We start from the raw sequence: 26,664 nt of genomic DNA, 5'->3' as shown, positions 1-26,664 counted from the left end.
GCGTGCAGACCGCCTTTGTCGGCCTGGGCGCCAACCTGGGCCCGGCCGAGGCCAGCGTGCGCGCGGCCATCGCCGCGCTGGGCGAGTTGCCGCAATCCATCCTGATTGCCGCCTCGCGCCTGTACCGCACGCCGGCCTGGGGCCGCCAAGACCAGCCCGATTTCATCAATGCCGTGGCGCAGCTGCGCACCGCGCTGGCGCCGCTGGAATTGCTGGAGGCCCTGCTCGGTATCGAGCAGGCCTTCGGCCGACAGCGCGTGGACGGTGAGCGCTGGGGCCCGCGTACGCTGGACCTGGATCTGCTGCTGTACGCCGACCAGGTGATCGACCTGCCGCGTTTGCAGGTACCGCACCCGCATCTGCAGGCGCGCGCCTTTGCGCTGTTGCCGCTGTCCGAGCTTGCCCCGGAGGCGATCATTCCGGGCCATGGAACAGTGCGACACGCCCTGCAGGCCATCGATGCCTGCGGGCTGGAGCCGATTGGGTAGATAATGGCCGGCTTATCACCCCACGTAATGACTTCATGAGCAGCCATACCGACAGCAAGCCCTGGACCGTGCCCGCCTTGGCGCAGGCCAAGCGCGAGGGTCGAAAACTGGTCATGTTGACCGCCTACGACGCCGGCTTCGCGCGGACCTTCGATGCCAACGGCGTCGACCTGATCCTGGTCGGCGATTCGCTGGGCATGGTAGTGCAGGGGCACGATTCCACCTTGCCGGTGACCACCGCCGACATGGTCTACCACACCGCTGCGGTGGCGCGGGTGCTGGAGCAGGCATTGCTGGTGGCCGATCTGTCGTTCCAGGCCGATGCCACGCCGGAGCGCGCGCTCGACGCTGCCACCCAACTGCTGCAGGCTGGCGCGGAGATGGTCAAGATCGAGGGCGCCGGGCACAAGCTCGAGGTGATCCGCTATCTGGTCGAGCGCGAGATCCCGGTCTGCTCGCATCTGGGACTGACCCCGCAATCGGTGCTGCGTTTCGGCGGCTACACGGTGCAGGGGCGCGGCGAAGCCGGCGAGCAGTTGCGCCGCGATGCGCAGGCCGTGGTCGATGCCGGCGCCAGCCTGGTCGTGCTGGAATGCGTACCCACGCCGATCGCCGCACAGATCAGCGCCGAGCTGCAGGTGCCCACCATCGGCATTGGCGCTGGCCCCGGCTGCGATGGCCAGGTGCTGGTGATGCACGACATGCTGGGCCTGGACAGCGGCCACCGCCGTCCCAAGTTCGTCAAGGATTTCCTCGCCGAAGGCGGCTCGGTGGCGGGCGCGGTACGCGCTTACGCGCAGGCCGTGCGCGACGGCAGCTTCCCCGACGCAGCGCACGCGTACGCCGCATGATCCAGACCCTGACCGATCTTCCCACCCTGCGCGCGCTGGTCACCGGCTGGAAGCGCGAGGGCTTGCGCGTGGCGCTGGTGCCGACCATGGGCAACCTGCACGCCGGGCACTATTCGCTGGTGATGCTGGCGCGCCAGTACGCCGACCGTGTGGTGTCGAGCGTGTTCGTCAATCCGACCCAGTTCGGTCCGAACGAAGACTTCGCGCGTTACCCGCGCACGCCCGAGGCCGACCTGCGCGGGCTGGAAGACGCCGGCTGCGATGCACTGTGGTTGCCAGACGTGCAGACCATGTATCCGCTCGGTACCGCACTGGCCACACCGATCCATGCGCCGGGCGTCAGCGACGTGCTGGAAGGGGTGTGCAGACCGGGGCATTTCGATGGCGTGTGCACGGTAGTGGCGCGGCTGTTCAACCAGGTGCAGCCGGATGTTGCAGCCTTCGGCAAGAAGGACTATCAGCAGCTGGCGGTGATCCGCCAGATGGTGGCCGACCTGGCGTTTCCGATCGAGATCCTGGGCGGCAGCATCGTGCGCGAGGCCGATGGCCTGGCGATGAGTTCGCGCAACCAGTATCTGACGGCCGACGAGCGCCCGCGTTCGACCCGGATCCGCAAAGTGCTGCTGCAGATGCGCGACAGCTACGCCGCCGGCACCCCGCGTGCGCAGGTCGAAGAGGCCGCCACCCAGGCGCTGGAACAGGCCGGCTTCCGCGTCGATTACGCGGTGGTGCGGCTGCCCGACCTGAGCGAGCCGGGCGACAGCCATGGCGGCGCGCGCGTGACCTTGATCGCCGCCCGCCTGGGCGCCACGCGGCTGATCGACAACCTGGAATTCTGAGCGGTCCGAACGCTGCTGCATGCGCTGCGTCAGGCCGTGGCCGGCGACGCCTGCGATCCGGCGCACAGGCGCGTTTGTCCAGCGCCGGCCTGAAGCCCTCATCACCGGTTCTGGGGCAGGCCGGTGGACACCGGCGCTTTCCGCTAAAATGCCGGCTTTCCTTTGCCGTTGCCCGTCATGCACCTGTCCCTGCTGAAAGCCAAGATCCACCGCGCCACCGTCACCCACTCCGAGCTCAATTACGAAGGCTCGATCGCCATCGACGGCCTGCTGCTGGAAGCCACCGGCATCCGTGAGTTCGAACAGGTGCATATCTGGGACGTCACCAACGGTGCGCGTTTCAGCACCTATGCCATCCGTGCCGAGGAAGGCAGCGGCATCATGTCGCTCAACGGCGGCGCCGCGCGTCACGTGCAGGTGGGCGATCTGATCATCGTGGCCGCCTTCGCCAGCATGAGCGAGGACGAAGCCAAGACCTTCAAGCCCAATCTGGTATATGTGAACGCGCACAACGCGATCTCCCACACCAACCACAGCATCCCCACGCAGGCCGCATGACACACACCAACGGATTCGACGCGCTTCACGCCCACGCCCAGCGCCTGCGCGGCGCTGCCATCCCCGCGTTGCTTGCTGCCGAGCCGCAACGGCCGACGCAGTACGCCAGGCAGGTCGGTCCGTTGTATTTCAATTTCGCGCGGCAGAAGTACGACCGCGCCGCGCTCGATGCCTTGTTCGCCATTGCGCGCGAGCGTGACCTGGCCGGTGCGTTCCAACGTCTGTTCCGCGGCGAGCAGGTCAATGTCACCGAACAGCGCGCTGCACTGCATACCGCGTTGCGCGGCGACCTGACCGATGCGCCGGTGGCCTCCGACGCGTATGCAACCGCTGCGCAAGTGCGCCAACGCATGGGCGCGCTGATCGAGCAACTGGAAGCCACCGACGTCACCGATATCGTCAGCGTCGGCATCGGCGGATCGGACCTGGGGCCGCGGCTGGTGGCCGATGCCTTGCGTGCGCCGTCGGGTGCGCGGTTCCGCGTGCATTTCGTCTCCAACGTCGACGGCGCGGCGATGCAGCGCACGCTGGCCACGCTGGACCCGGCGCACACCGCCGGCATCCTGATTTCCAAGACCTTCGGCACGCAGGAAACGCTGCTCAACGGCAGCATCCTGCACGCCTGGCTGGGCGGCAGCGAGCGCCTGTATGCGGTGAGTGCCAATCCCGAGCGCGCCGCCAAGGCCTTCGACATCGCGCCGAGTCGCGTGCTGCCGATGTGGGACTGGGTCGGTGGGCGTTATTCGCTGTGGTCGGCGGTGGGTTTCCCGATCGCGTTGGCGATCGGCTTCGAACGTTTCGAACAATTGCTGGAAGGCGCTGCGCAGTTCGACGCGCATGCGCTCGACACGCCGCTGGAAGAAAACGTCGCCGTGTTGCACGGCCTGACTGCCGTGTGGAACCGCAATCTGCTCGGCAGCGCTACGCACGCGGTGATGACCTACGACCAGCGTCTGGCACTGCTGCCGGCCTACCTGCAGCAGCTGGTGATGGAAAGCCTGGGCAAGCGGGTCAAGCTCGACGGTTCTGCAGTGGACAGCGACACCGTGTCGGTGTGGTGGGGCGGTGCGGGCACCGATGTGCAGCACAGCTTCTTCCAGGCGCTGCATCAGGGCACCAGCGTGGTGCCGGCCGATTTCATCGGCACCGTGCACAACGACGATCCGTACGCGGAAAACCATGTCGCGCTGATGGCCAACGTGCTGGCGCAGACCGAAGCGCTGGCCAACGGCCAGGACAGCAGCGATCCGCACCGCAGCTATCCGGGCGGCCGCCCGAGCACGGTGATCCTGCTCGATGCGCTGACTCCGCAAGCGCTGGGCGCGTTGATCTCGATGTACGAGCACAGCGTCTACGTGCAGTCGGTGATGTGGGGCATCAATGCGTTCGACCAGTTCGGTGTGGAGCTGGGCAAGCAGCTGGCCAGCCAGTTGCTACCGGCACTGAAGGGCGAGTCGGCCGACGTGGCCGACCCGGTGACGCGCGAACTGCTGGCCAAGCTGCGCGGCTGAGCCTGTTGCGCATGGCTGGCACAAGACAACGGGGCCCGCGGGCCCCGTTTCGTTTCTGGATGTCCCGCCTGGCAAGAGGTTGGGCTAAAATAGCCAAATTTCCCAAAATGGGACATTGGGAGTAGGCTTGTGGTCACCGTAGCGCGCAGGACCGTCCCATGTCTCGCCTCCAGGATCTGCCCGAGCTCGAAAAATCTCCCGCCGCCGACATCAAGGTGAAGGGCTGGCCCAGCTTGATGCGCAAGGTGCGCTCGCATGGAGCGGTGGTGATCACCAACCATAATCATGCCGAGGCGGTGGTCGTGGACGCAGAGGAATATCGCCGGCTGGTGAGTCAGGTGGGCGCAGCGGCGGCCGCCTCGACGCGGGCGCAGTCGCTGCAGGCATTGCAGACCAGATTCGATGCGCATCTTGCGGCGGTGACCGAGGGCGCAGGCTTGGCCCAGGTGATCGGCAAGCCGGCACGCCGGGGCAGGAAGGTCACCCTGGGGCCGTCGCTCTAAATCGTGGGGAACATTCTGGTGCTGGCCGGCGTCAATGGCGCCGGCAAGAGTTCGCTGCTGGGCAGCCTGCTGCGGGAGGACGGCGCCACCTGGTTCAACCCGGATGCGTTCACCCGGGAGCTGGTGGAGCAGGGCTGGTCACCCGAAGACGCCAATGCGCAAGCCTGGCAGGAAGGCGTGCGGCGGCTGCGTCAGGCCATGGACGCCGGCCATGACTATGCATTCGAAACCACCCTGGGCGCGACGACCATCCCGCGCCTGCTGCGTCAGGCCTGCGCGACGCACACGGTGGCGGTCTGGTTCTGCGGCCTGTCGAGCGTCGAGTTGCATATCGCACGTGTGGCCGCGCGCGTTGCCGCCGGCGGGCATGCCATCCCCGAGCACAAGATCCGCGAGCGTTACGATGCCTCGCGCGCCAACCTGATCGCGCTGCTGCCGCATCTGGCGGTGCTGCATGTCTACGACAACAGCGCGCCTGCCGACGCGACCGGGCAGGTCGCGCCGCTGCTGGTGCTGGAACTGGACCGCAACGGCCTGCAGTACCCGCAAACGCCAGAAGAACTGGCGCAGGTGCCCGATTGGGCCAAGCCCATCGTAATGACGGCGCTGGAGTTGCGGCAGTCCTGACCGCGCGCTCAGGCACTTGCGGTCTGATCTGCTTCTCACCGACGCGGCCCGACATCCATCGACCTCACCCGTAGGAGCGCACCCGGGCGCGACAGGCCATACCGGCAAAGCTCCTCGCGCCCAGGTGCGCTCCTACCGGCATTGCGACAGCAGCGGGAACGCCACGCTGCACGTGTCAACCTCACCCGTAGGAGCGCACCCGGGCGCGACAGGCCATACCGGCAAAGCNGCGCCCAGGTGTGCTCCTGCCGGCATTGCGACAGCCGCGAGCACCCCACGCTGCACGTGTCAGCTGTAGCGTCACGCAGCGCTGCAACTGGAACGGCGGTACCTAGGCCTTGCCCAACTTCACTGCCACCGGATCACCGGTGAGGTAGCCCACCGCCGCGCCGAAGCGGTTTTTGTAGTTGGCGCGTACCAGCGGATCCAGCGTCGCCTTGACGGTGTCGTGCAGCGGGCTTTCCCAGTCGCCGGGGTGCTGGAAATTGCTCATCACGTAGGTCCAGCCGTGGATCTGATCGACCGCGTGCAGGCCGGTGGATTCGGCGCCGGCCGGCACCGACAGCAGCCGCGTCAGCGTGCCGCTATCCACGTTGTAGGCCCACAGGAAATTGTTGACGTGCAGGCTGCTGTCTTCGCCGATGAACAAGGTGCGCAGCGCTTCGGAAAACTTGAGGTTGTCCGGGTTGGCCAGCCGTTCCGGGTCGGCCAGGTTGCCCAGCGCGTCGGCCTTGGCCAGATCGTGGCCGGTGAGCGCGGCCGGTGCGGCCATGTCGATCGGCACCCAGTCGCTGTGGATCGGCACGCCGTGGCTGTCGCGCTGGCCGCCGCGCAGATTCAGGGCGTACACCGCACCCGCATCCGGGCCTTCCACCCTCACGTCGCCCGAGCCGTTACGCATGCTGGTGACGATGTAGGACATCGCCATGTAGGCGATCTTGTCGCGCGCGTTGACGGTGGTGCCTTCGAGCTTGGTGAAGCCCAGGCTGCCGCCGGCCAGCGCCGCGTAGCGATGGGTTTCCAGATAGGTCGCCGCCTTCTCCATGCCCGGCTTGATGCGGATCCAGTTGAAGGTGCCGTTGAACGGGATCTTGGTAAACGAGGCATCGCCCGGGTCGCTCAGGTGCACGTCGAGGATATCTGCGGCTGTGAGGCGGTCGGCCAGGGCCTGGATCTCGGCACTGGTGGCATGGCCGAGCTTGATCCAGCGCAACGTGGCCGCGCCCGGGCCGACGCCCGAGGTCTGCTGCCACTTGCCCACGTACAGGGTGCCGGCCGACAGGTCCGCCTTGCGGTCGGCGATGAACATGAACAGCCCGCCATTGGTGGCGTCGTCGCCCATCAGCACGGTGCGCTGGTCGGGCATCACCTGCACCAGCTCGTGCGAGATGCGGCCCAGGCAGTAATGCTTGCGCACGCTCCCGGTGCCGTCCGGGTGCACGGTGATTTCGGGCAGGTGGCCGTAGTGATACGGATTGGCTTTTTCCGGGTCGCCGTACAGATGCGTGCTGTAGCTGCGGAATTGGGTGTTGCCGGCCAGCGCGGTGGCGTCGGGTTCGTACTCTTCGCTGGACAGGTGGGTATTCCACGGCGACAGGCTGGCGCCGCAGGTGGTCCACAGCCCGTGCACCGGGGCGGTGTCGACGTTGTGATACTTCACCAGCGACAGCTTGCCGGTGGCCGGGTCCTGATCCAGCGTCAGCACGGCGATCGGCGCAGGCAGGTGGCGGTTGGTGTCGTTGCCGGCCTGGTCGCGGGTGGTGTATTCGAACTGCACCACCGCGAACACGTGATTGCCCTTGACCCCGGGCACCTTGGCATCGGGTAGGGTCAGCAGCGAGGAACCGTCCGGGCAATCGGAAAAGAACGGGCGTTCGGCACCGGGTTTGGAGCGGTCGATGATCGGGCGGTGCTGGATGTCGTAATAGCCGCCGGCCAGCACGGTGCCGCCCTTGCCGTCGGGCACCTGGTCGCCGGTGACGAAGAACGGGTGGTAGGCCAGGGCATACCGCTGGCTGCTGCCGTCGCTGCGCGCCACCGTCAGCGACGAGCCCACCGTGGTGGTGGCCATCGCGGCCGGGTTGGCCAGACTGGGCGCCGGCATGCCATGGAAGGTGGCCGACACCAGCTGCGTCGGGGTGTCCAACGGCCGCAGCGGGCGAGCGGCCAGTGCCACGCCACCGAGGTGTTGCAGGGCGGCGGCGCTGGCGCTGCCCAGCGGCAACAGCGGGACGGCCGCCAGCAACTGCATCAGGCGGCGGCGGGCGGGATCGGGGGAGGCAGACATCGAAACTCCAGGCAAAGACGGCGATCAACGATGGCCGGTGGCGCATCGGCAAGCCGGTCACGCTAGGCCCGAGGTATGACAGTTGTTTGACGGCGAGCTCACCTGTTGGCGCGCATTCGAACATGGCGCCGCAAGCGAACCCGGGAATATCTGCACGGGCGACAGGGCTGCGCAGTGTGGATCACGCGCAGTGGTGCATTGCAGCAAAGTGCGCCGCCACGCAAGCGCAAGCGCCACGCCGGATTTAGCGGTTTCCCGTGGTTTGACGGGTGCTGCCGGTATTCCAAGCCTATAGCCCGGGCCAATAAGTTGGCCGTCGTTTGGCATACAAGCGCGCGGTGTTGACAGGGTAGGGGAATCACGCAAGCGTACGCCGCCTAATGGCCTGCGGCGTCACGCAACGCCGTGGGGAGAACCACCTGGAGACCTGGATCTTGGACAAGCTGCTTCGTCGTACCGCCGCGCCTGTCGCGCGTCGTGCCCTCTCTCTGGCTACCGCCGCCGCGGTGCTGATGCTGGCCGCCTGCCAAGGCAAGGACACCGCTGCCGAGGCGAGCAAGACGGCGCCGGCCGCCGCACCCGCCGAGGCGTCCACCGCCATCCATCCCGACCAGTGGCCGTCGCCGACGTGGCCGTTCGCCCAGGACCAGGCCCTGGAGCGGCGCATCACCGATGTGATGGCCAAGATGAGCGTCGAAGAGAAGGTCGCCCAGACCATCCAGGGCGACATCGCCAGCATGACCCCGGACGACGTGCGCAAGTACCGCATCGGGTCGGTGCTGGCCGGTGGCAACTCCGACCCGGGCGGCAAGTACGACGCCAAGCCGGCCGAGTGGCTGAAGCTGGCCGACGCCTTCTACGAAGCGTCGATGGACACCTCCAAGGGCGGCAATGCGATCCCGATCATCTTCGGCATCGATGCGGTGCACGGCCAGAGCAACATCGTCGGTGCCACGCTGTTCCCGCACAACATCGGCCTGGGCGCCACGCGCAACCCGGAGCTGATCAAGCAGATCGGCGAAGTCACCGCTGCCGAAACCCGCGTCACCGGCATGGAGTGGACCTTCGCGCCCACCGTGGCGGTGCCGCAGGACGACCGCTGGGGCCGCAGCTACGAAGGCTATTCCGAGTCGCCGGACGTGGTGGCCAGCTTTGCCGGCAAGATGGTCGAAGGCGTGCAGGGCGTGCCGGGCACCCCGCAGTTCCTCGACGGCAGCCACGTGATTTCCTCGGTGAAGCATTTCGTCGGCGACGGCGGCACCACCGACGGCAAGGACCAGGGCGACACCAAGGTGTCCGAAGCCACCATGCGCGACATCCACGCGGCCGGTTATCCGCCGGCGATCGCGGCCGGTGCGCAGACGGTGATGGCCTCGTTCAACAGCTTCAACGGCGAAAAGATGCACGGCAACAAGGTCATGCTGACCGACGTGCTCAAGGGCCGCATGAACTTCGGCGGTTTCGTGGTCGGCGACTGGAATGGCCACGGCCAGGTCAAGGGCTGCACCAACGAAAACTGCCCGGCTTCGTTCATTGCCGGCGTCGACATGGCGATGGCCTCCGACAGCTGGAAGGGCATCTACGAGACCGAACTGGCGGCGGTGAAGTCGGGCCAGATTTCGGCGCAGCGCCTGGACGATGCGGTGCGCCGCATCCTGCGCGTCAAGCTGCGTCTGGGCCTGTTCGAAGCCGGCAAGCCGTCCAAGCGCCCGCTCGGTGGCAAGTACGAATTGCTGGGCGCGCCGGAACATCGCGCGATCGCCCGCCAGGCGGTGCGCGAGTCGCTGGTGCTGCTGAAGAACCAGGCCGGCATCCTGCCGCTGGATCCGAAAAAGCGCGTGCTGGTGCTGGGCGACGGCGCCAACGACATGGGCAAGCAGTCCGGCGGCTGGACGCTGAACTGGCAGGGCACCGGCACCAAGCGCAGCGACTACCCCAATGGCAACACCATCTGGGAAGGCCTGGACAAGCAGATCAAGGCCGCCGGCGGCAAGGCCGAGCTGGCAGTCGATGGCGTGTACAAGACCAGGCCCGACGTAGCGGTGGTGGTGTTCGGTGAGAACCCGTACGCCGAGTTCCAGGGCGACATCGCCACCCTGCTGTACAAGCCGGGCGACGAGAGCGAGCTGGCATTGATCAAGAAGCTCAAGGCCGAGGGCATTCCGGTGGTGGCGGTGTTCCTGAGCGGGCGCCCGTTGTGGATGAACCAGTACATCAACGCCGCCGATGCGTTCGTCGCCGCCTGGTTGCCGGGTTCGGAAGGCGAGGGCATTGCCGACGTGCTGCTGCGCAAGGCCGACGGCACGGTGCAGAATGACTTCAAGGGCAAGCTGAGCTTCTCCTGGCCCAAGACCGCAGTGCAGTTCGCCAACAACGTCGGGCAGAAGGAGTACGACCCGCAGTTCAAGTTCGGCTTCGGTCTGACCTATGCCGACAAGGGCGACCTGGCCGCGCTGCCGGAGGAGTCGGGCGTGTCCGGCGAGCAGTCGGTGGGCGGGGTGTACTTCGTGCGCGGCAAGCCGGCGCTGGGCATTGCGATGCAGCTGTCCAATCCCGGCCAGGCCAACATGCCGGCGACCACGCTGCCGGTGGGTCTGTCCGACGGCAGCCTGAAGATGACCGCGGTCGATCACAAGGCGCAGGAAGACGCGCGGCGCCTGGTGTGGTCCGGTGCCAAGGCCTCCAGCGTGCTGCTGGTGTCCGGCAAGCCGGTCGACGTCTCGCGCGAGAGCAACGGCGATGTGCAGTTGCAGCTGACCGTGCGCCGCGACAGCGCGGTGACCGCACCGGTGTGGCTGGGCGTGGGCTGTGGCGACAAGTGCGGCGGCCGTGTCGATGCGCAGAAGACCCTGGCCGCGCTGCCGCAGGGCCAGTGGAAGGTGCTCGGCGTGCCGCTGAAGTGCTTTGCGGTGGCCGGTGCGGACGTGACCAAGCTGACCCAGGTCGCCAGCATCGAAAGCGCTGCGGCGCTGGATCTGTCGGTGTCGAAGATCGCGCTGGGCGCGCTCAACGAAGCCGAAATCACGCTCGACTGCCCGGTCAAGTAAGCAGCACACCCGCAGGTGCGCTTGTGGGTGTGCCCAGGTAACCAGGACACACACGTCGCCGGCCCCGGCGACGTGCTACAGCGGCCACCCTCAGCGGTGGTGTCATCAGCCGCCGCGGGACGCGCGCGTCGATCGGCCCGGAAGGCCTGCAGCTGCGGTTCGCCGCGCTGCCGCCACGCACGCGGTGCAGGCGGCGGCAGTCTGCAGACCTGTCCGGTCCACGACGCACCGCCCAGAGCCAGACAGGAGAGTGCAGTGGGTTTGGCGACGTTGGATATCGTGATTGTGCTGGTCTATCTGACCGGCATCTTCGTGCTCGCGCAGTGGGTCTCGCGCGAGAAGGCAGGCCACACCAAGAGCGCCGAGGATTACTTCCTGGCGAGCAAGTCGTTGCCGTGGTGGGCGATCGGCGCCTCGTTGATCGCCGCGAACATCTCGGCCGAGCAGATCATCGGCATGGCCGGTTCCGGCTATGCGATCGGCCTGGCGATCGCCTCCTACGAGTGGATGGCGGCGCTGACGCTGCTGATCGTCGGCAAGTTCTTCCTGCCGATCTTCCTGCGCAACGGCATCTACACCATGCCGCAGTTCCTGGAACAGCGCTACGGCAAGTGGATCCGCACGCTGATGGCGGTGTTCTGGCTGCTGCTGTACGTGTTCGTCAATCTCACCTCGATCCTGTGGCTGGGGTCGATCGCGGTCAGCCAGGTCACCGGCATGGACCAGACCCTGGCGCTGGCGTTGATCGGCGTGTTCGCGCTGGTGTATCAGCTGTACGGCGGTCTTAAAGCTGTGGCCTTGACCGACATCGTGCAGGTCACCCTGCTGGTGCTGGGCGGCCTGCTGGTGGCCGGGCTGACCCTGGCACGGATCGGCGATGGCGCCGGCGTGCTGGCCGGCTTCAAGCACCTGTGGAGTGCGCACCCGGAGCACTTCCACATGATCCTGAGCAAGGACAACCCGTTCTACAAGGATCTGCCCGGCCTGAGCGTGCTGCTGGGCGGTCTGTGGGTGATGAACATCAGTTACTGGGGTTTCAACCAGTACATCATCCAGCGCGCGCTGGCGGCCAAGAACATCGGCGAGGCGCAGAAGGGCATGGTGTTCGCCGCGTTCCTGAAGCTGCTGATGCCGTTGGTGATCGTGGTGCCGGGCATCGCCGCGGTGGTGCTGGCGCCGGATCTGGCCAAGCCAGATCAGGCCTATCCGACCATGATGCAGCTGTTGCCGACCGGCATCCTGGGCCTGGTGTTCGCCGCGCTGGTGGCGGCGATCGTGGCCTCGCTGGCCTCCAAGATCAATTCGGTGGCGACGATCTTCACCCTGGATTTCTACGCCAAGTTCCGGCCGCAGACCGAGCAGAAGCAACTGGTGCGCGTGGGTCGCATCGTGGCGATCGTGGCGGTGGTGATCGGCATCCTGACCGCGCGGCCGCTGCTGGGCAACTTCGACCAGGGCTTCCAGTTCATCCAGGAATTCACCGGCTTCTTTACCCCGGGCGTGGTGGTGATCTTCATGCTCGGCCTATTCTGGAAGCGCGCCAACGAAGCCGGCGCACTGACTGCGGCGATCGGCTCGGTGGTGCTGTCGTTCGCGCTGAAGTTCGCCTGGCCGGAACTGCCGTTCATGGACCGCATCGGCGTGGTGTTCGTGGCGGCGCTGGTGCTGGCAGTGCTGGTGTCGTTGATGACGGCGCCCACCCAGGCACGCGACCTGATCCGTACCGACGATGTGGCCTACGGCACCACGCTGGGCTTCAAGATCGGTGCGATCGGGGTGGTGGTGATCCTGATCGCGCTGTACGCGGCGTTCTGGTAATCGCCAGGGCAGCACGCTGACAGCGGCGATGCGCATGCGGCGCGACACTCGGGTGTCGCGCCGCATTGCGTTTGCATGTTGCGCGATTGCCGCTTACACCCGCGCCGCGGCCAGGTTTGCGGCGAGCGGGTTGGCCGGCGCTTCGAACTGCGCATGCCATGGCGTCTGCAGCCAGGTCTCCAGCGCGGCCGCCGGCATCGGTTTGGCGATCCAGTAGCCCTGACCTTCGTCGCAGCCCCAGGCGCGCAACTGCGCGTAGGCCTCCGCCGACTCGATGCCTTCGGCGACCACGCGCTGGCCCAGGCTGTGGCCGAGCTGGATCATCGCCGGCACCAGGGTACGGTCGGTGCGGTTGTCCGGCAACGAGCGGATGAAGGACTGATCGATCTTCAACGAGCTGGCCGGCAGCTGTTTGAGATAGCTGAAATTGCTGTAGCCGGTGCCGAAATCGTCGATGGCGATATGCACGCCCAGCGCCGCGATGGCAGCCAATTGCTCGGCCAGATGCTCGGGGTGGCGGATCATCGCGCTTTCGGTAAATTCGATCTCCAGCCGGCGTGGATCCAGCTTGTGGCGCTCCAGGCCACGCCGCAGCAGGCCGGCGAATCCGGGCCGGTCCAGATCGGCGGCCGACACGTTCAAGGCCAGATTGAAGTCCAGACCCTGTTGCTGCCAGCGCGCGGCCTGGGCGATGCCGTTGTCGATCACCCAGGCGGTGATGCGGTTGATCAACGCGGTTTTTTCGGCCATCGGCACGAAGTCGGCGGGCATCACCGGGCCGATCATCGGATGCTGCCAGCGCAGCAGCGCTTCCACCCCGACACAGCGGTGATCGTGCAGGTCCACGCGCGGTTGGTAGTGCAGGCGCAGCTGACTGGCGCTGTCCAGCGCGGCGGGCAGGGCCGCCAGCAGGCGGAAGGTATTGCGCTGCGCCACGTCGTGCTTGCGTTCGTACATGCTCCAGGGCACGCCGCGCTCGCGCGAGACATCCACCGCGGTGGTCAGCGAGCGGATGGTGTCGGCCGCGCCATAGCTGGTCTGCAGCGAGACCATGCCGATCGAGGTCACTGCGGTGTGCGGAATGCCCTGATGTTCCAGCGGCTCGGCAAAGGCCTGGGAGACCTTGGTGCACAACGTGGACAAACGCTGCGTCTCGGCCTGGGCCAGGAAACCGAAGGTGGTCGGGTCCAGCCGATACAGCGCGGTGCCGGCAGGCAGATAGGTCGCCAGCCGGCGCTGCGCGAGCTCTATATAACCGTCGGCGTAATCCCAGCCCAGCGCCTTGACCATGTCGCGGAAGTAATCGCTGCCGCAGATGTCGACCGCCACCGCGGTGGTGGCCGGTGCGCTGTCGCGTTGCGACAGCCAGGCATCCAGGTCTTCGGCAAAGCGCGACCGATTGGGCAGCCCGGTCGGACCGTCGCGGTAGGTGGTGCTGCGCAGGTTTTCCACCCGCAGCACCGCCAGGTCGCGCAGGCCCTCCAATTGGGTGATCGCTTCGGCGTCCAGACCCGGGCGCGGGCTGGTCCCGATCACGCACAAGGTGCCGATGCGGTGGCCATCGCGCAGCGTCAGCGGCGCGCCGGCATAGAAACGGATGAACGGCGGTCCCAGCACCAGGGGGTTGTCGCAAAAGCGCGGATCCAGTTGCGCGTCGGGCACCACCATCACCTCGTCGGCGCGGATCGCATGTGCGCAGAACGCCTGGGCGCGCGGCGTTTCCTGTGGTTCCAGGCCGATGCGGGCCTTGAACCACTGACGATGCTCGTCCACCAGCGACACCAGCGCGATTTCCGCGCCCAGGTTGCGGGCGGCCATGGCGGCGATGGTCTCGAACACCGCATCGGGCGGCGAGTCCAGCAGGCACAGGCCACGCAGGACGGCCAACCGGGTCGACTCGTCGACCACGGGCGGAAGAGGGGGCTTGGCAGGAGCGAGCGCGGAATGCATGTGTACATATCGGCCTGACGCGTAATCCCTTGATCGACAGCGCCCTGCTCCGTTCAGTTGAAGCCAGGCTTGCCGCGCGATGGCTGCAGATGAGGCGCAGGGACGGCAGCTACGCGATGGCACCAGGCCACAGCATGAGGCGACTGCCAAGGGCCAGGTCGATGATCGCTCCGACTCCTTCGTCATGCGTGATGTCAGCAAACGTCCGGCGTCGCGGTCGGCGCTGGATGCGGTCGCTCAACATTATCGACGCCTTGCCGATGACTGGTGGTGTGCCCGTCTTGTGGATCTACGGCAGGTCACCGTTAAGCGCGCTTGCTCTGGTGTTGTTCGTTATGCGATCAGGTTTGCATCAGTCAGTGTCGTGAATTGACACAGTATTCACGTCTGCTGTGAGTTCCGCCGTCGCCCGTCATCCTCCCTCTGTCTGGAAATCGACCGTGAAATCACCGCTGTCCCGTTTTGCCCACCGCATGTTGTTGGTCGTTGCAGGCCTGGCATTGTCGTCTGCCGCGCACGCAGGTCTGTCGGTATCCGGAACGCAGCTGCGTGAGTCCAATGGCAGCGCTGTGGTATTGCGTGGCGTCAATCTGCCGCACGCCTGGTACGCAAGCCGTTCCGACGCGGCCCTGGCTGCCATTGCCGCCACTGGCGCCAATAGCGTGCGCGTGGTGCTCAGTTCCGGTTATCGCTGGAACCGTACGCCGGAGGCAGAAGTGGCGCGCATCATCGCGCGCTGCAAGAGCCTGGGCTTGATCGCGGTATTGGAAGTGCACGACACCACCGGCTATGGCGAAGACGGCGCTGCCGCCGGTCTGGCCAATGCCACCGAGTACTGGACCAGCATCCGCAAGGCGCTGATTGGCAACGAAGACCAGGTCATCATCAACATCGGCAACGAGCCGTTCGGCAATCAGTTGAGCGCCAGCGAATGGGTCAATGGCCATGCAACCGCGATCGCTGCATTGCGCAAGGCCGGGTTGACCCACGCGCTGATGGTGGATGCGCCGAACTGGGGCCAGGACTGGAAGTTCTACATGCGCGACAACGCTGCCGCCTTGCTGGCACGCGACAGCCGCCGCAACCTGATCTTCAGCGTGCACATGTACGAAGTGTTCGGCAGCGATGCGACGGTCAACAATTATCTGCGCGCCTTCCGCGATAAAAAGCTGGTGCTGGTGATCGGTGAGTTCGGTGGAGACCATCGCGGCGCGAACGTGGACGAGGCGGCGATCATGCGCCGCGCCCGCGAATACAACGTCGGCTACCTGGGCTGGTCGTGGTCGGGCAACGACAGCAGCACGCAATCGCTGGATATCGCGATCGGCTGGAACGCCACGCGCCTCAGCAGCTGGGGCCGCAACTTGATCCTGGGCGCCGATGGCATTACCGCGACCTCGCGCAGGGCGAGCGTATTCGGCCCGCGTTGAGATTGAAGCTCCGCAGTCAGTCGAGCGGTCGATCTGGCGCTTGGTTGCAGGCCCTTGCCCGCCCACCGTCGCGGGACACGCTGCAAGTACGTCCATGTAAGGTCCCGCGATGGTGAGCGGGCAAGGACCAGTCGAGATGGTCGGTGTGTGTGGATAAGAGCAGTGCTGGATGGGCCTGTTCGATCATGAAGCATCGGCTCCACGTCTGATGCACACCGCGCTACAGACAGGTCTTCAAACGCGTCGACCAACTGTCTGGAGCCGTGCCCTTACCGGTTGCTGGAACGCTGGCGGCATGGATGCCGCTAACACGCCCCTGGGGATAGGGTCACGGCGTGTCCCGCGAGCGGCGACGGCGCCGCGCCATCGACCGATTTGTCCTCACGGCAACTGGCCGCGTCTCAACGTCCGGGCTCGCGTAACGGCCCCGGGCTTGGCCGCTTGGTCAATTTGCGCTGCAGCGAGCGGCGGTGCATGCCGAGCAGGCGTGCGGCAGCGGAGACATTGCCGCCGGTTTCGTGCAGCGCCTGCTGGATGTGCTCCCATTGCAGGCGGCTCAACGGTGTCATCATTTCCCGCGCGGTTTCTTCTTCGTCCGGCTCGGGCAGCTCGTCGTCCTCTTCGCCCAGCGCGCGCATGATGGTGGGGATATTGGCCGGCTTGGGCAGATAGTCGTCGGCACCGAGTTTGATCGCCTCCACCGCCGTGGCAATGCTCGCGTAGCCGGTGACCAGCAGGATGCGCATGTCGGCGCGGATCTCGCGCAACGGCTGGATCAGGTTCAGGCCGGAATCGTGGCCGAGCTTGAGATCGATCAAGGCGAAATCCGGCAAGGCGCTGCGTGCGGTCGACAACGCACTGGCCGCATCGGTGGCGGTCAGGGTTTCCACGCCGCGGCGGGCGAGGCTGCGTTGCAGCGTGCGCAGGTACAAGGTGTCGTCGTCGACCAGCAGGCCGGTGCGCAGGAGAGTGCTTGTCATGCGAGTGCCTCGTGTTCGGAGAGCGGCAGACGGAAACCGACGCGGGCGCCGCTGCCCTCGGCGGGCAGCATCCACAACTCGCCCTGCAGCCGCTCGACGGTGGCATGCGAGAGCGCCAGCCCCACACCCATGCCGTCGTGCTTGCCGCTGTTGAACAGGGTGCCCGGCAACATGGCTTGCGAAGTGTCGAAGCCCGGACCGTAGTCGCGTACTTCGCCGCTGAGATGGTCCTGCTCCACGCGCAGGGTCAGATCGATCTGCGGCCGGCCGGCACGTTCGCCGGCATCGGCCGCATTGTTGAGCAGTACCATCAGCAGATGGCTGACGCCGGGCTGCAGCAGCAGGCGCATCGGCGCATCGTCGTTGCGGCGCAGCTCGATGGTCGGGCGCACCAGACGCCATTGCTCCAGTACGTCCTTGACCGCCACTTCGCGGCTGAGGTGGCCATTGTCGGCCGGCGCGGCCAGTGCGAGTACGCGCTCATGGCACTGCACCAGCAGCTCGCGCAGGGTGTCCAGATCCTCGCGCAACTCGCCCTGGTCGCACTGGTCGGCGATGTCGTCGACCAGCAGGGTCATCGTCGCCAGCGGAGTGTTCAACTCATGCGCGACCGAGGCCGCATGCGTTGCCAGCGCGACGATGCCTTCGTTGCGCGCGAAACGCTCGCGCAGGGTGGAAATCTCGCGTTCGCGTTCGCGCATCGACAAGGCCAGCCGGGTGGCGAAGGCCAGCACCACCACCGTGGACAGCAGGAAGTTGGCCGCCATGCCCCACATGTGCAGGCTGAGCGGGTCGAAGTTGCCGTAGGGCAGCGGCAGGCCGAACGCCGCACTGATCACATAGCCGGCCACACAGGACGCCGCCACCGCCATCGCCCAGCCCAGCGGAAGGGCCAGGGCGGCCAGCGCGATCAGCACCAGGAACAGCGAGCCGAACGGGTTGGCGATGCCGCCGCTCCAGCCCACCATCCAGGTCAGCACCGTGACATCGACCAGGATGTGGCCGAACTCGGTGGCCGGGCTGACCGCGCCACGGTGGGCCACCCGCAGCTGTGCATACAGGTTGAACACCGCCAGCGCGGCCACGCCGGCCCACAAGGGTTGTTGCGGCAGGTCCAGGCCCATCAGCCCGGTGGCGACCAGGATGGTGGCGGCCTGGCCGGCAGTGGCCAGCCAGCGCAGGCTGCACAGGGTCCGCAGGAAGGAAGCGTCTGAGGAATTCATCACGGCAATGCTATGCGCTCGGGGGCGTGGCGGCCTGCGACAAACCGTCGCATCGGCCTGGAAGAGGGCCCACGCAGCGCTTCAGCTGTGAGCGGACCGATGACAGGCTAAAATACCGCGATGTACGACGCCGTGACTCGCCCAACCCCTCCCGCCGACGCCACCGCCTGGCCGCGCCGCATCACCCAGGCCGTCAAGATCGGTAGCGTGACCGTGGGCGGTGGCCACCCGGTGGTCGTCCAGTCGATGACCAATACCGACACCGCCGACGTCGCCGGCAGCGTCAAGCAGGTGGCCGACCTGTGGCGCGCCGGCTCGGAAATGGTGCGCCTGACCGTCAACAATGCCGAGTCGGCCGCGGCCATTCCCCGCATCGTCGACAAGCTGCGCATGATGGGGATCGAGGTGCCGTTGATCGGCGACTTCCATTACAACGGGCACCAGCTGCTCGCCGCCGAGCCGGCCTGCGCCGAAGCGCTGGCCAAGTACCGCATCAATCCGGGCAATGTCGGCTTCGGCAAGAAGAAGGATCTGCAGTTCGCGCAGCTGATCGAGTTCGCCATCAAGTACGACAAACCGGTGCGCATCGGCGCCAACTGGGGCTCGCTGGACCAGTCGCTGGCCGCGCAGCTGATGGACGAGAATTCGCAGCGCGACGCGCCCTGGGATGCCGGCCGCGTGCTGCGCGAAGCGCTGATCCGCTCGGCAGTGGATTCGGCCGAGCGCGCGGTGGAACTGGGGCTGGCGCGCGAGCGCATCATCCTGTCGGCAAAGGTGTCCGGGGTGCAGGAGCTGATCGCGGTGTATCGCGACATGGCGAGCCGCTGCGATTTTGCGCTGCATCTGGGCCTGACCGAGGCCGGCATCGGCAGCAAGGGCATCGTGGCGTCGGCGGCGGCGCTGAGCGTGCTGCTGCAGGAAGGCATCGGCGACACCATCCGCATCTCGCTGACGCCGGAACCGGGCCAGTCGCGCACCCAGGAAGTGATCGTCGCGCAGGAATTGCTGCAGACCACTGGCCAGCGCGCCTTCACGCCGATGGTCACCGCCTGCCCGGGTTGCGGCCGCACCACCTCGGAGTTCTTCCAGGAACTGGCCGGTGTGGTGCAGAACCACGTGCGCGCCAAGATGCCGGAGTGGAAGATCAGCAACCCCGGCGCGGAGAACATGACCCTGGCGGTGATGGGCTGCGTGGTCAACGGGCCGGGCGAATCGCGCCACGCCAATATCGGCATCTCGTTGCCTGGCACCGGCGAGGCGCCGTCGGCACCGGTGTTCATCGATGGCGAAAAAAGCGTCACCTTGCGTGGCGAAAACATCGCCTACGAGTTCATCGATCTGATCGATCAGTACGTCGAACGTACCTATGTCCGCCGCGCCGGCTGAATCGCCGGCCGGTTTCAGGGGATGGCTGCGCAGCAATGCGTGGCGCATGGCGTTGCTGTTTGCCGGCGTGCTGCTGCCGTTGGGGTTGTTCGTCGACCTGGCCGACGAAGTCCACGAGCTGGAGAACTTCTATTTCGACGAGCCCCTGCTGTGGAGCATGCGCAGCATCGCCACGCCGGGGCTGGATGCGTTTTTCGGAGTGATTTCCAAGATCGGCTACCAATACGGGGTGATCCCGGCCGATATCGCCATCGTGCTGGTGTTGCTGATGTTGCGGCGCTGGCGCGAGGGGACCTTTGCCGCACTCGGCTTTGGCGGCTCGGCCTTGTTGAACATGGGCGCCAAGCAGGTGTTCCAGCGCGATCGCCCGAGCCTGTGGGAATCGATCGCCCCGGAAACCACTTTCAGCTTTCCCAGCGGGCATGCGATGGGCTCGATGACGCTCGCCGCGGTGGTCATCGCGCTGGCCTGGAACACGCGCTGGCGCTGGCCGGTGACCATTGCCGCCAGCGGGTTCGCGGTGCTGGTGGGCGTGTCGCGGATCTATTTAGGCGTGCATTACCCCTCCGACATCCTGGGCGGCTGGTCGGCCGCGCTGGTGTGGGTGGTCGGGTTGTATCTGGTGATGTTTCGCGGCGCACGGCGACCGCATTGGCGTCGCCATCTGGCTTCGGCCTGAGGGCACGGCCGCGCCGACGTCGAACGCGGTCGGCGCGCCCACGTGCACCGTTCGTGGCGCACACACGTGCTGCCTTCGACTCAGCAACGAGGTGCTCGCTCCCGGCGCCACAACTGCAGCCCGATCACGCTGCCAATCACCGCCAGCAGAATCATGTAATAGGCCGGTCCCAGCGGGTGCTGTTTGAGCGACATCACCACTACCAATGGGGTCAGGCCACCGAATACGGCATAGCCCAGGTTATAGGCGAACGACACGCCGGACAGGCGCACCACCGGCGGAAACGCTTCGACCATGACGCGCGGGATCGCCCCCAGGACGCCGAGCGCCGCGCCCAGCAGGGCGTACAGCGGAAACAGCAACTGCGGATCGCCGGCCAGGCGATAGAACAGCCAGGCGCTCATGCCCAGAAACACGCTGCCGGCAAGCAGCACGCGTCCGTTGCCCCAGCGATCGGACAAGGCGCCGGCCACGATCGAGCCGATCGCCTGCAGCAGGACTGCGAGCAGATTGGCCTGCAAGGCGACCGCTGCCGGATAGTGGTAGGTGCTCTGCAGCAGCGTCGGCGTCATCAACGACACCACCAGCACCCCGGCTGCCACCATCCAGGTCAGCCACAACGACAGCGCCACACTGCGTGGGTGATCGCGCAGCACTACCTTGAGCGGCGTTTCGCGCGCGACGGCGCGCAGCGCCATCAGCTCGGCGAACACAGGCGTTTCGTGCAGCCAACGCCGCAGATACACGGAAAGCAGGCCGAACACGCCGCCGGCCAAAAACGGCAGACGCCAGGCGTAATCGGCGATCTCCTGCGGCGTGAAGGCGCGATTGATCGCCCCGGCGCTGAGCGAACCTAGCAACACGCCGGCAGCCAGGCCGGCCGTCAGTATTCCGCAAGCGAGTCCTCTGCGCCGCGCAGGCACGTGCTCTGCGACGAAGACCCATGCACTGGGGACTTCGCCACCGATGGCCGCGCCCTGCAGCAACCGCATCGTCAGCAGCAGTAGCGGGGCGGCCAGGCCGATCTGAGCGTAGGTCGGCAGCACGCCGATGGCCAGCGTCGGCAATGCCATCAGCCCGATGCTCAGCGCGAACATGCGCTTGCGACCCAGCAGATCGCCGAAGTGCGCCATCACGATCCCGCCCAGCGGACGGATCAGGTAGCCGGCAGCAAAGATGCCGAAGGTCTGCAACTGCCGCATCCAGTCCGGAATGCCTGGCGGAAAGAACAGCTCTCCCAGCACCGTCGCGAAGAAAACGAAGATGATGAAGTCGTAGAGTTCCAGCGCGCCGCCCAGTGCGGACAGGGCCAGTGTCTTGTAATCGCCACGGGTGAGCTGGTTTGCTGGTGCGGTGCCTGGTGATGGATGGGTCTTCAAGGCATGACATCCTGTGGCAGGTGATCGCGCGCATGCGCGTGCTGGAGCAATGACGTTCGAGTCATCCATGCCATCGCTGCAGCAAGGCGCAGCTTGCACGGTTGCCCGCAACGGGGAGGCGGATGCACTTCGGGAAAGGCGCGGTGATTGCGCCTCCGGTGCCGATCAGTCGTGCACACTTGCGTGCGCCGCCGCTTCGGCATGCAGGGCGGTGGTGTCGAACAACGGCAGCTGCGCATCGCTGCTGTCCACCAGCAGCGAAATCTCGGTGCAGCCCAGGATGATCGCTTGCGCACCGTGCTGGCCGAGGTCGGCCATGACTTGACGGAAATAGCCGCGCGACTTCGGCCTGATGATGCCCTGGCAGAGTTCGTCGTAGATCACCCGATGCAGCTGCGCGCGTGCCTCGGCCGGCGGTACCAGCACCTGCAGGCCGCGCGCGGCCAGGCGCTCGCGATAGAACGGCTGTTCCATGGTAAAGCGCGTGCCGAGCAGCCCGGCACGGGTGACGCCTGCCGCAATCAGCGCATCGGCGGTGGCATCGGCGATATGCAGCAATGGCAGCGGCGTGGCCGAGGTGATCGCATCGGCAACGCAATGCATGGTGTTGGTGCACAGCACCAGGAAGTCGGCGCCGCCGGCATGCAGCGCCCGCGCCGCTGCCGCCATCGCCTGGCCTGCGCGGTCCCAGTCGCCGGCACGTTGCAGGCGCTCGATCTCATGGAAATTTGCGCTGTACAGCAAAACTTTGGCCGAGTGCAGGCCGCCGCAGGCATGGCGCACCCGCTGGTTGATGATGCGGTAATAGGGCAGGGTGGATTCCCAGCTCATGCCGCCGATCAGGCCGATGGTTTTACTTGGAACCGGCATGCCGACCTCACCTCGGAACAGTCAACGAATGTGCGCCTGCGTCGTCCCGTCGATGCCGGGACGCACGGACAGCGCAGTGTACGTCGGCAGCGTCGCCCCGCCATCGCGCGGGCCGGTCAGGCGGCCCGCAGACGGTCGATCACTCGCCCGGTTTTGCGCCTTCCAGCGGGGCGTGCGTGGCGGCGCGACGTGCCAGCACGCTTTCGCGATGGGCGATATAGACGTTGGCGCAGATGATGATGGCCGCACCGACCAAGGTGTGGCGTTCGATCGCCTCGCCGAACAGCCACCAGCCCAGCAGCGCCACCAGCGGCAGCTGCATGAAGCTGATCGGCTGCAGCGCGGAGACTTCGCCCAGCTTGAGTGCACGCGTCCAGAACAGCTGCCCGGCGGTGCCGAAGATGCCGGTCGCCGCCAGCCAGAGCCAGTCGATGCCCTGCGGCCAGGTCCACTGGAACAGCGCCGGAATCAGCGACATCGGCACCCAGAACACATAGGTGTAGAACACCACGGTGTCTGAGTCGTCGCTGCGCGAGAGCTGCTTGATCTGGATCGCCACCACGGCGCTGATCACCGCTGCCAGCAGCGCAATCAGCAGGCCGGGTGTAAAGGTGGACGAGCCTGGCCGCAGGATCACCAGCACGCCGATAAAGCCTGCCGCCACTGCCAGCCAGCGGCGCAGGCGCACCTGTTCGTGCAGCCACACCACGGCCAGCACGGTGACGAACAACGGGGTGGAATACGACAGCGAGATCGCCTGCGACAACGGCAGATGGCCGATTGCCCAGAACCCGCACAGCATCGAGGCCAGGCCGATCAGGGTGCGTGCCAGATACTGCGGCAATTGCCGCGTGCGCGGCAGCGCCCTGCCGGGGCGCAGGATCAGCGGCAACAATGCTAACAGCCCGAACGCATTGCGAAAGAACGCGATCTCGGTGGTGGCGGTCGTGCTCGACGCCAGCCGGATGCAGATGGCCATCAGGCCGAAGGCGAATGTACTGGTGAGCATCCACAGCGCAGCACGTCGTGATGCTTGCTGCGCTGTCACCAATGCGCTCCGATGATGCGCGGTTCCGGTTCCAGGATCACCGAGTAACGCTCGCGCACCGATTCGGCGATGCGCCGCGCAACATCCAGCAGTTGCGCACCGCTGGCAGTGCCGTAGTTGACCAGCACCAGCGCGTGGTCCGGCGATACCCCGGCATCGCCCTCGCGCCGGCCCTTCCAGCCGCACTGCTCGATCAACCAGGCCGCCGACAACTTGCCCTGGCCGGGCTGTTCGCCGGGATACACCGGCATATCGGCAAAGGTGGCCTGCAGCGCGGCGATCTGCTCGCTGGGCAGCAACGGATTCTTGAAGAAGCTGCCGGCATTGCCGAGCACATCCGGGTCCGGCAGTTTGCGTCGGCGGATGTTGATCACCGCCTGCGCCACATCGGCGGCACCGGCCAGTTCGGCGCCCATGCTGGCCAGTTCCTCGCGGATGCCGGCGTAGTCCAGCCGCAACTCGTGCAGCAGCGGCAGATTGAATTCCACCGCGACGATCAGATAACGCTCGGGCTGCTGCTTGAACACGCTGTCGCGATAGCCGAAAGCGCACTCGGCCGCCGTCAGCCGCACGAACTGCTGGGCATGCAGATCGAAGGCGTCCACCACATGGATGAAGTCGCCCACCTGCGCGCCGTATGCACCGATGTTCTGGATCGGACAGGCGCCGACCGTGCCGGGAATCAAGGCCAGATTCTCCAGCCCCGACAAACCTTGCTGCAGCGAATACAGCACCAGCGCATGCCAGTCGACGCCGGCACCGGCGCGCACGATGGCGTGGTCGGCGTGGTGCGCAATGATGGCGATGTCGCGGTTTTCGAAACACAGCACGCAGCCCGGCGGGTCGCCGGCCAGCAGCACGTTGCTGCCGCTGCCCAACACCAGCAGCGGCTGCCCGGCGATTTCCGGTACCGCCAGCGCCTGCGGCAGTGCGTCGGGTGCGTGGATGCCCAGCAACCAGCGCGCCGTGGCCTCCACGTGGAAGGTATTGAGCGCGCGCAGTGGCGCGTGCTCGCTCAGGTGCCAGCCGGCGTGCGCTGCATCGCTCATAGCGGCGACACCGCACCGCCGCTGGGCGCTTCGCGGCGGCGACGGATCGCATCCACGCATTCGCCGATCAGCGGCGGCCCGCGATAGACCAGGCCGCTGTAGCACTGCACCAGGGCCGCGCCAGCCGCCATCTTGGCCACCGCGTCAGCACCGGAATTGATGCCGCCCACGCCGATCAACGGAATCGACTCGGGCAGGCGTGCGCGCAGGCGGCGCAGCACCAGCGTGGATTGCCCCAGCAACGGCGCGCCCGACAGGCCGCCGGCCTCGCCAGCCAGCGGATGGTTGGCGATCAGGGTGCGCGTCACCGTAGTGTTGGTGGCGATCACGCCATCCACCGCCAGATCGGCCAGCACGCGCGCGGCCGCATCGATGTCGCGGTCGTTGAGGTCCGGCGCCACCTTCACCAGCATCGGCACGCGCTTGCCGTGTTGCGCGGCCAAAGCTTCCTGGGTTTCGCGCAGATCGGCGATCAGCCGACGCAATGCCTGTTCTTCCTGCAACTCGCGCAAGCCGGCGGTGTTGGGCGAAGAAATATTGACGGTGATGTAGTCGGCCAGCGGGTAGACGCGCTCCATACAATAGCGATAGTCGCTGGTCGCCTCTTCGTTGGGCGTGTCCTTGTTCTTGCCGATGTTGATGCCGAGCAGGCCGCCGCGACGACGCGCGCGCTGCACATTGGCCACCAGCGCATCCACGCCCAGGTTGTTGAAGCCCATGCGGTTGATCACCGCCTGATACTCCGGCAAGCGGAACATGCGCGGCTTGGGATTGCCCTCCTGCGGCCGTGGCGTCACCGTGCCGATCTCGACGAAGCCAAAACCCAGCGCAAGCAGCGCATCGATGTGCTCGCCGTTCTTGTCCAGGCCGGCACCGAGCCCGACCGGATTGGGGAACATCAAGCCGAAGGCCGGCGTCGGTAGCGGCACCGGGCGCCTGGCCAGCAGCGGCGTGGTGCCGGTGCGGTAGGCGGCATCGATGGAGCGCAATGCCAGCGCGTGGGCACGCTCGGCGTCGAGGGAAAACAGCAAGGGGCGGGCAAGCGAATACATGCGGGTCAGTTCAATCCCCCGGCGAACACCCGGGTCTGGTATTGGAAGTCGATCAGCCCGTCGCGCGCATGCGCATCGAACAGCGTGCGCAGCGCGGCGAGCATCGGGGCATGGCGTGGGTCATGCGCGAGCGGCGCATACGACGAAGACAACAGCCGGCCGCGCAAGGCATCGAAATCCAGCCGCTGCACGTTGGGAAAGCGTGCCATCGCGCGGAAGCCTTCGCCGAACCAGGCCTGCATGGTCGCATCGTCCTGATAGCGTTCGGCCACGGCCGAATAGTCGGTGCCGTAGTCCAGCAGCAGTTGCTCGTAGCCGCGCAGGAAGTCGGTGGTGTCCAGCTCGCGGGTGTTCCAGTAGATCACCGCCAGCCCGCCGGGCTGCAGGATGCGCGCCCACTCGGCGCGCACCGCCTGCATGTCGAACCAGTGGAAGGCCTGCGCCGCAGACACCAATCCGACGCTGGCATCGGCCAGCCCGGTGGCCTCGGCGGTGCCGTCGACCGCCCGGAACCTGGGGAACTCCGCCAGCCACTGCTGCGCCGCTTCGCGCATGGCCGGGTTGGGTTCCACCGCCGTGACCGGATAACCGGCCTCCAGAAACAGCCGGCTGGAGATCCCGGTGCCGGCACCGATATCGGCCACCGTGGTGGCCGGCGTCACGCCCAGCTCTTCGTGCAGCCAGCGCAGCAGTTGCGGCGGATAACCCGGCCGGTAGCGCACATAGGCCGCGACGCGGTCATTGAAGCGTTGGGCGGAGGAGGGCGCGGCCATACTCAACTGTTGGTGGCCGCAAGCCAGGCCAGGCCGCCGAAGAACAGGATGAAGATCGCTACCCCTGCCACCCAGAGCGCAACCGCCAGCCAGCCGAGAATCAGCCCGCCGATGGCCAGCCCGTCGCCGTCCAGTCCCTGTGGATTGCGGCGGATTTCGCCGCGCGCCAGATGGCCAGTGATGATGGCGCAGAGGCTGCCGAGAAACGGGATCAGCGTCCAGCCGAGAATGCCCGAGACCAGGCTGACGATGGCCATGGTACTGGTCTGTCGAACGACGACGTTCATCATGAACTCCTGAAGTGGCGGCAGCCGAC

24 protein-coding genes are annotated in these 26,664 nt (G+C 66.6%); 13 read left to right on the top strand and 11 right to left on the bottom strand.

The genetic code is table 11. The features are described from left to right. The first annotated feature begins 2 nt into the window (after nt 1-2). The 7 genes from folK (at nt 3) to XaplCFBP3123_RS19820 (ending at nt 5,377) form a co-directional block, all read left to right on the top strand. The gene (gene folK / locus XaplCFBP3123_RS19850) at nt 3-488 is read left to right on the top strand and encodes a 2-amino-4-hydroxy-6-hydroxymethyldihydropteridine diphosphokinase (protein ID WP_104535584.1); all 486 of its coding nucleotides are present in this window, start codon (nt 3-5) and stop codon (nt 486-488) included. Nucleotides 489-523: 35 nt separating this feature from the next. Beyond that, a complete protein-coding gene (gene panB / locus XaplCFBP3123_RS19845; RefSeq protein WP_104535583.1) occupies nt 524-1,339 on the top strand; it encodes a 3-methyl-2-oxobutanoate hydroxymethyltransferase in 816 nt (271 codons plus the stop codon). Next, entirely contained in the window at nt 1,336-2,178 is an 843-nt protein-coding gene (gene panC, locus XaplCFBP3123_RS19840; RefSeq protein ID WP_104535582.1) for a pantoate--beta-alanine ligase, read from the top strand. The genes panB and panC overlap by 4 nt, the downstream gene beginning before the upstream one ends. A 177-nt stretch (nt 2,179-2,355) precedes the next feature. Beyond that, entirely contained in the window at nt 2,356-2,736 is a 381-nt protein-coding gene (panD, locus tag XaplCFBP3123_RS19835) for an aspartate 1-decarboxylase (protein ID WP_008571260.1), read from the top strand. Beyond that, nucleotides 2,733-4,247 (top strand): glucose-6-phosphate isomerase, encoded by a 1,515-nt coding sequence (gene pgi, locus XaplCFBP3123_RS19830; protein ID WP_104535581.1) that lies wholly within the window; start codon nt 2,733-2,735, stop codon nt 4,245-4,247. The genes panD and pgi overlap by 4 nt, the downstream gene beginning before the upstream one ends. A 158-nt stretch (nt 4,248-4,405) precedes the next feature. Continuing rightward, complete coding sequence (locus tag XaplCFBP3123_RS19825) at nt 4,406-4,750, top strand: type II toxin-antitoxin system prevent-host-death family antitoxin (protein WP_104535580.1); 345 nt, start codon at nt 4,406-4,408, stop codon at nt 4,748-4,750. A gap of 3 nt (nt 4,751-4,753) precedes the next feature. Continuing rightward, nucleotides 4,754-5,377, top strand: coding sequence for an AAA family ATPase (locus tag XaplCFBP3123_RS19820; protein WP_104535579.1), 624 nt, complete (start codon nt 4,754-4,756; stop codon nt 5,375-5,377). A gap of 331 nt (nt 5,378-5,708) precedes the next feature. Here XaplCFBP3123_RS19820 and XaplCFBP3123_RS19810 read toward each other — a convergent pair whose 3' ends face one another. Beyond that, on the bottom strand, nt 5,709-7,664 hold the full coding sequence (locus XaplCFBP3123_RS19810; protein WP_104535578.1) for a PhoX family protein: 1,956 nt from the start codon (nt 7,662-7,664) through the stop codon (nt 5,709-5,711). A 434-nt stretch (nt 7,665-8,098) separates the two neighbouring features. Here XaplCFBP3123_RS19810 and XaplCFBP3123_RS19805 point away from each other — a divergent pair, with 434 nt between their 5' ends. Then, nucleotides 8,099-10,711: a glycoside hydrolase family 3 protein gene (locus XaplCFBP3123_RS19805; RefSeq protein WP_104535596.1), complete on the top strand. Its 2,613-nt coding sequence runs from the start codon at nt 8,099-8,101 to the stop codon at nt 10,709-10,711. A 255-nt stretch (nt 10,712-10,966) separates the two neighbouring features. Beyond that, nucleotides 10,967-12,529 (top strand): sodium/sugar symporter, encoded by a 1,563-nt coding sequence (locus XaplCFBP3123_RS19800; protein WP_104535577.1) that lies wholly within the window; start codon nt 10,967-10,969, stop codon nt 12,527-12,529. Between the two features lie 93 nt (nt 12,530-12,622). Here the strand turns inward: XaplCFBP3123_RS19800 and XaplCFBP3123_RS19795 are convergent, their stop codons facing one another. Then, entirely contained in the window at nt 12,623-14,479 is a 1,857-nt protein-coding gene (locus XaplCFBP3123_RS19795) for a putative bifunctional diguanylate cyclase/phosphodiesterase (RefSeq protein WP_104535576.1), read from the bottom strand. A 79-nt stretch (nt 14,480-14,558) separates the two neighbouring features. On the opposite strand from XaplCFBP3123_RS19795, the gene XaplCFBP3123_RS21325 reads away from it, so the two are divergent. Then, nucleotides 14,559-14,852 carry a hypothetical protein gene (locus XaplCFBP3123_RS21325; protein ID WP_146091403.1) on the top strand — a complete coding sequence of 98 codons (294 nt, stop codon included), beginning with the start codon at nt 14,559-14,561 and terminating at the stop codon, nt 14,850-14,852. A gap of 100 nt (nt 14,853-14,952) precedes the next feature. Beyond that, nucleotides 14,953-15,909 (top strand): glycoside hydrolase family 5 protein, encoded by a 957-nt coding sequence (locus XaplCFBP3123_RS19790; RefSeq protein ID WP_104535575.1) that lies wholly within the window; start codon nt 14,953-14,955, stop codon nt 15,907-15,909. Between the two features lie 401 nt (nt 15,910-16,310). Here XaplCFBP3123_RS19790 and XaplCFBP3123_RS19785 read toward each other — a convergent pair whose 3' ends face one another. Further along, nucleotides 16,311-16,889 carry a response regulator transcription factor gene (locus XaplCFBP3123_RS19785; RefSeq protein WP_104535574.1) on the bottom strand — a complete coding sequence of 193 codons (579 nt, stop codon included), beginning with the start codon at nt 16,887-16,889 and terminating at the stop codon, nt 16,311-16,313. After that, nucleotides 16,886-18,112 carry an ATP-binding protein gene (locus XaplCFBP3123_RS19780; protein ID WP_172453398.1) on the bottom strand — a complete coding sequence of 409 codons (1,227 nt, stop codon included), beginning with the start codon at nt 18,110-18,112 and terminating at the stop codon, nt 16,886-16,888. Before XaplCFBP3123_RS19780 ends, XaplCFBP3123_RS19785 begins: the two co-directional genes overlap by 4 nt. 120 nt (nt 18,113-18,232) lie before the next feature. Between XaplCFBP3123_RS19780 and ispG the strand changes: the two genes are divergently transcribed. Next, on the top strand, nt 18,233-19,498 hold the full coding sequence (gene ispG / locus XaplCFBP3123_RS19775; protein WP_104535572.1) for a flavodoxin-dependent (E)-4-hydroxy-3-methylbut-2-enyl-diphosphate synthase: 1,266 nt from the start codon (nt 18,233-18,235) through the stop codon (nt 19,496-19,498). Then, nucleotides 19,479-20,177 (top strand): phosphatase PAP2 family protein, encoded by a 699-nt coding sequence (locus XaplCFBP3123_RS19770; RefSeq protein WP_104535571.1) that lies wholly within the window; start codon nt 19,479-19,481, stop codon nt 20,175-20,177. Before ispG ends, XaplCFBP3123_RS19770 begins: the two co-directional genes overlap by 20 nt. An 80-nt stretch (nt 20,178-20,257) precedes the next feature. Here the strand turns inward: XaplCFBP3123_RS19770 and XaplCFBP3123_RS19765 are convergent, their stop codons facing one another. From XaplCFBP3123_RS19765 to XaplCFBP3123_RS19735, 7 genes are all read right to left on the bottom strand, one after another. Then, nucleotides 20,258-21,556: an MFS transporter gene (locus XaplCFBP3123_RS19765; protein WP_104535570.1), complete on the bottom strand. Its 1,299-nt coding sequence runs from the start codon at nt 21,554-21,556 to the stop codon at nt 20,258-20,260. A 165-nt stretch (nt 21,557-21,721) separates the two neighbouring features. Continuing rightward, complete coding sequence (locus XaplCFBP3123_RS19760; RefSeq protein WP_104535569.1) at nt 21,722-22,426, bottom strand: aspartate/glutamate racemase family protein; 705 nt, start codon at nt 22,424-22,426, stop codon at nt 21,722-21,724. A 139-nt stretch (nt 22,427-22,565) separates the two neighbouring features. After that, entirely contained in the window at nt 22,566-23,477 is a 912-nt protein-coding gene (locus XaplCFBP3123_RS19755) for a DMT family transporter (RefSeq protein ID WP_104535568.1), read from the bottom strand. After that, on the bottom strand, nt 23,471-24,523 hold the full coding sequence (murB, locus tag XaplCFBP3123_RS19750; protein ID WP_104535567.1) for a UDP-N-acetylmuramate dehydrogenase: 1,053 nt from the start codon (nt 24,521-24,523) through the stop codon (nt 23,471-23,473). Before murB ends, XaplCFBP3123_RS19755 begins: the two co-directional genes overlap by 7 nt. Further along, a complete protein-coding gene (locus XaplCFBP3123_RS19745) occupies nt 24,520-25,575 on the bottom strand; it encodes a quinone-dependent dihydroorotate dehydrogenase (protein WP_104535566.1) in 1,056 nt (351 codons plus the stop codon). The genes murB and XaplCFBP3123_RS19745 overlap by 4 nt, the downstream gene beginning before the upstream one ends. Nucleotides 25,576-25,580: 5 nt before the next feature. Then, the gene (locus XaplCFBP3123_RS19740) at nt 25,581-26,348 is read right to left on the bottom strand and encodes a class I SAM-dependent methyltransferase (protein ID WP_172453397.1); all 768 of its coding nucleotides are present in this window, start codon (nt 26,346-26,348) and stop codon (nt 25,581-25,583) included. A 2-nt stretch (nt 26,349-26,350) separates the two neighbouring features. After that, nucleotides 26,351-26,635 (bottom strand): DUF4190 domain-containing protein, encoded by a 285-nt coding sequence (locus XaplCFBP3123_RS19735; RefSeq protein ID WP_102596915.1) that lies wholly within the window; start codon nt 26,633-26,635, stop codon nt 26,351-26,353. Nucleotides 26,636-26,664: the final 29 nt, after the last annotated feature.

This window comes from Xanthomonas arboricola pv. populi (assembly GCF_002939945.1).
In the GTDB taxonomy this organism is placed as follows: domain Bacteria; phylum Pseudomonadota; class Gammaproteobacteria; order Xanthomonadales; family Xanthomonadaceae; genus Xanthomonas; species Xanthomonas arboricola_A.
This window is presented reverse-complemented; position numbering and strand designations above follow the sequence as displayed.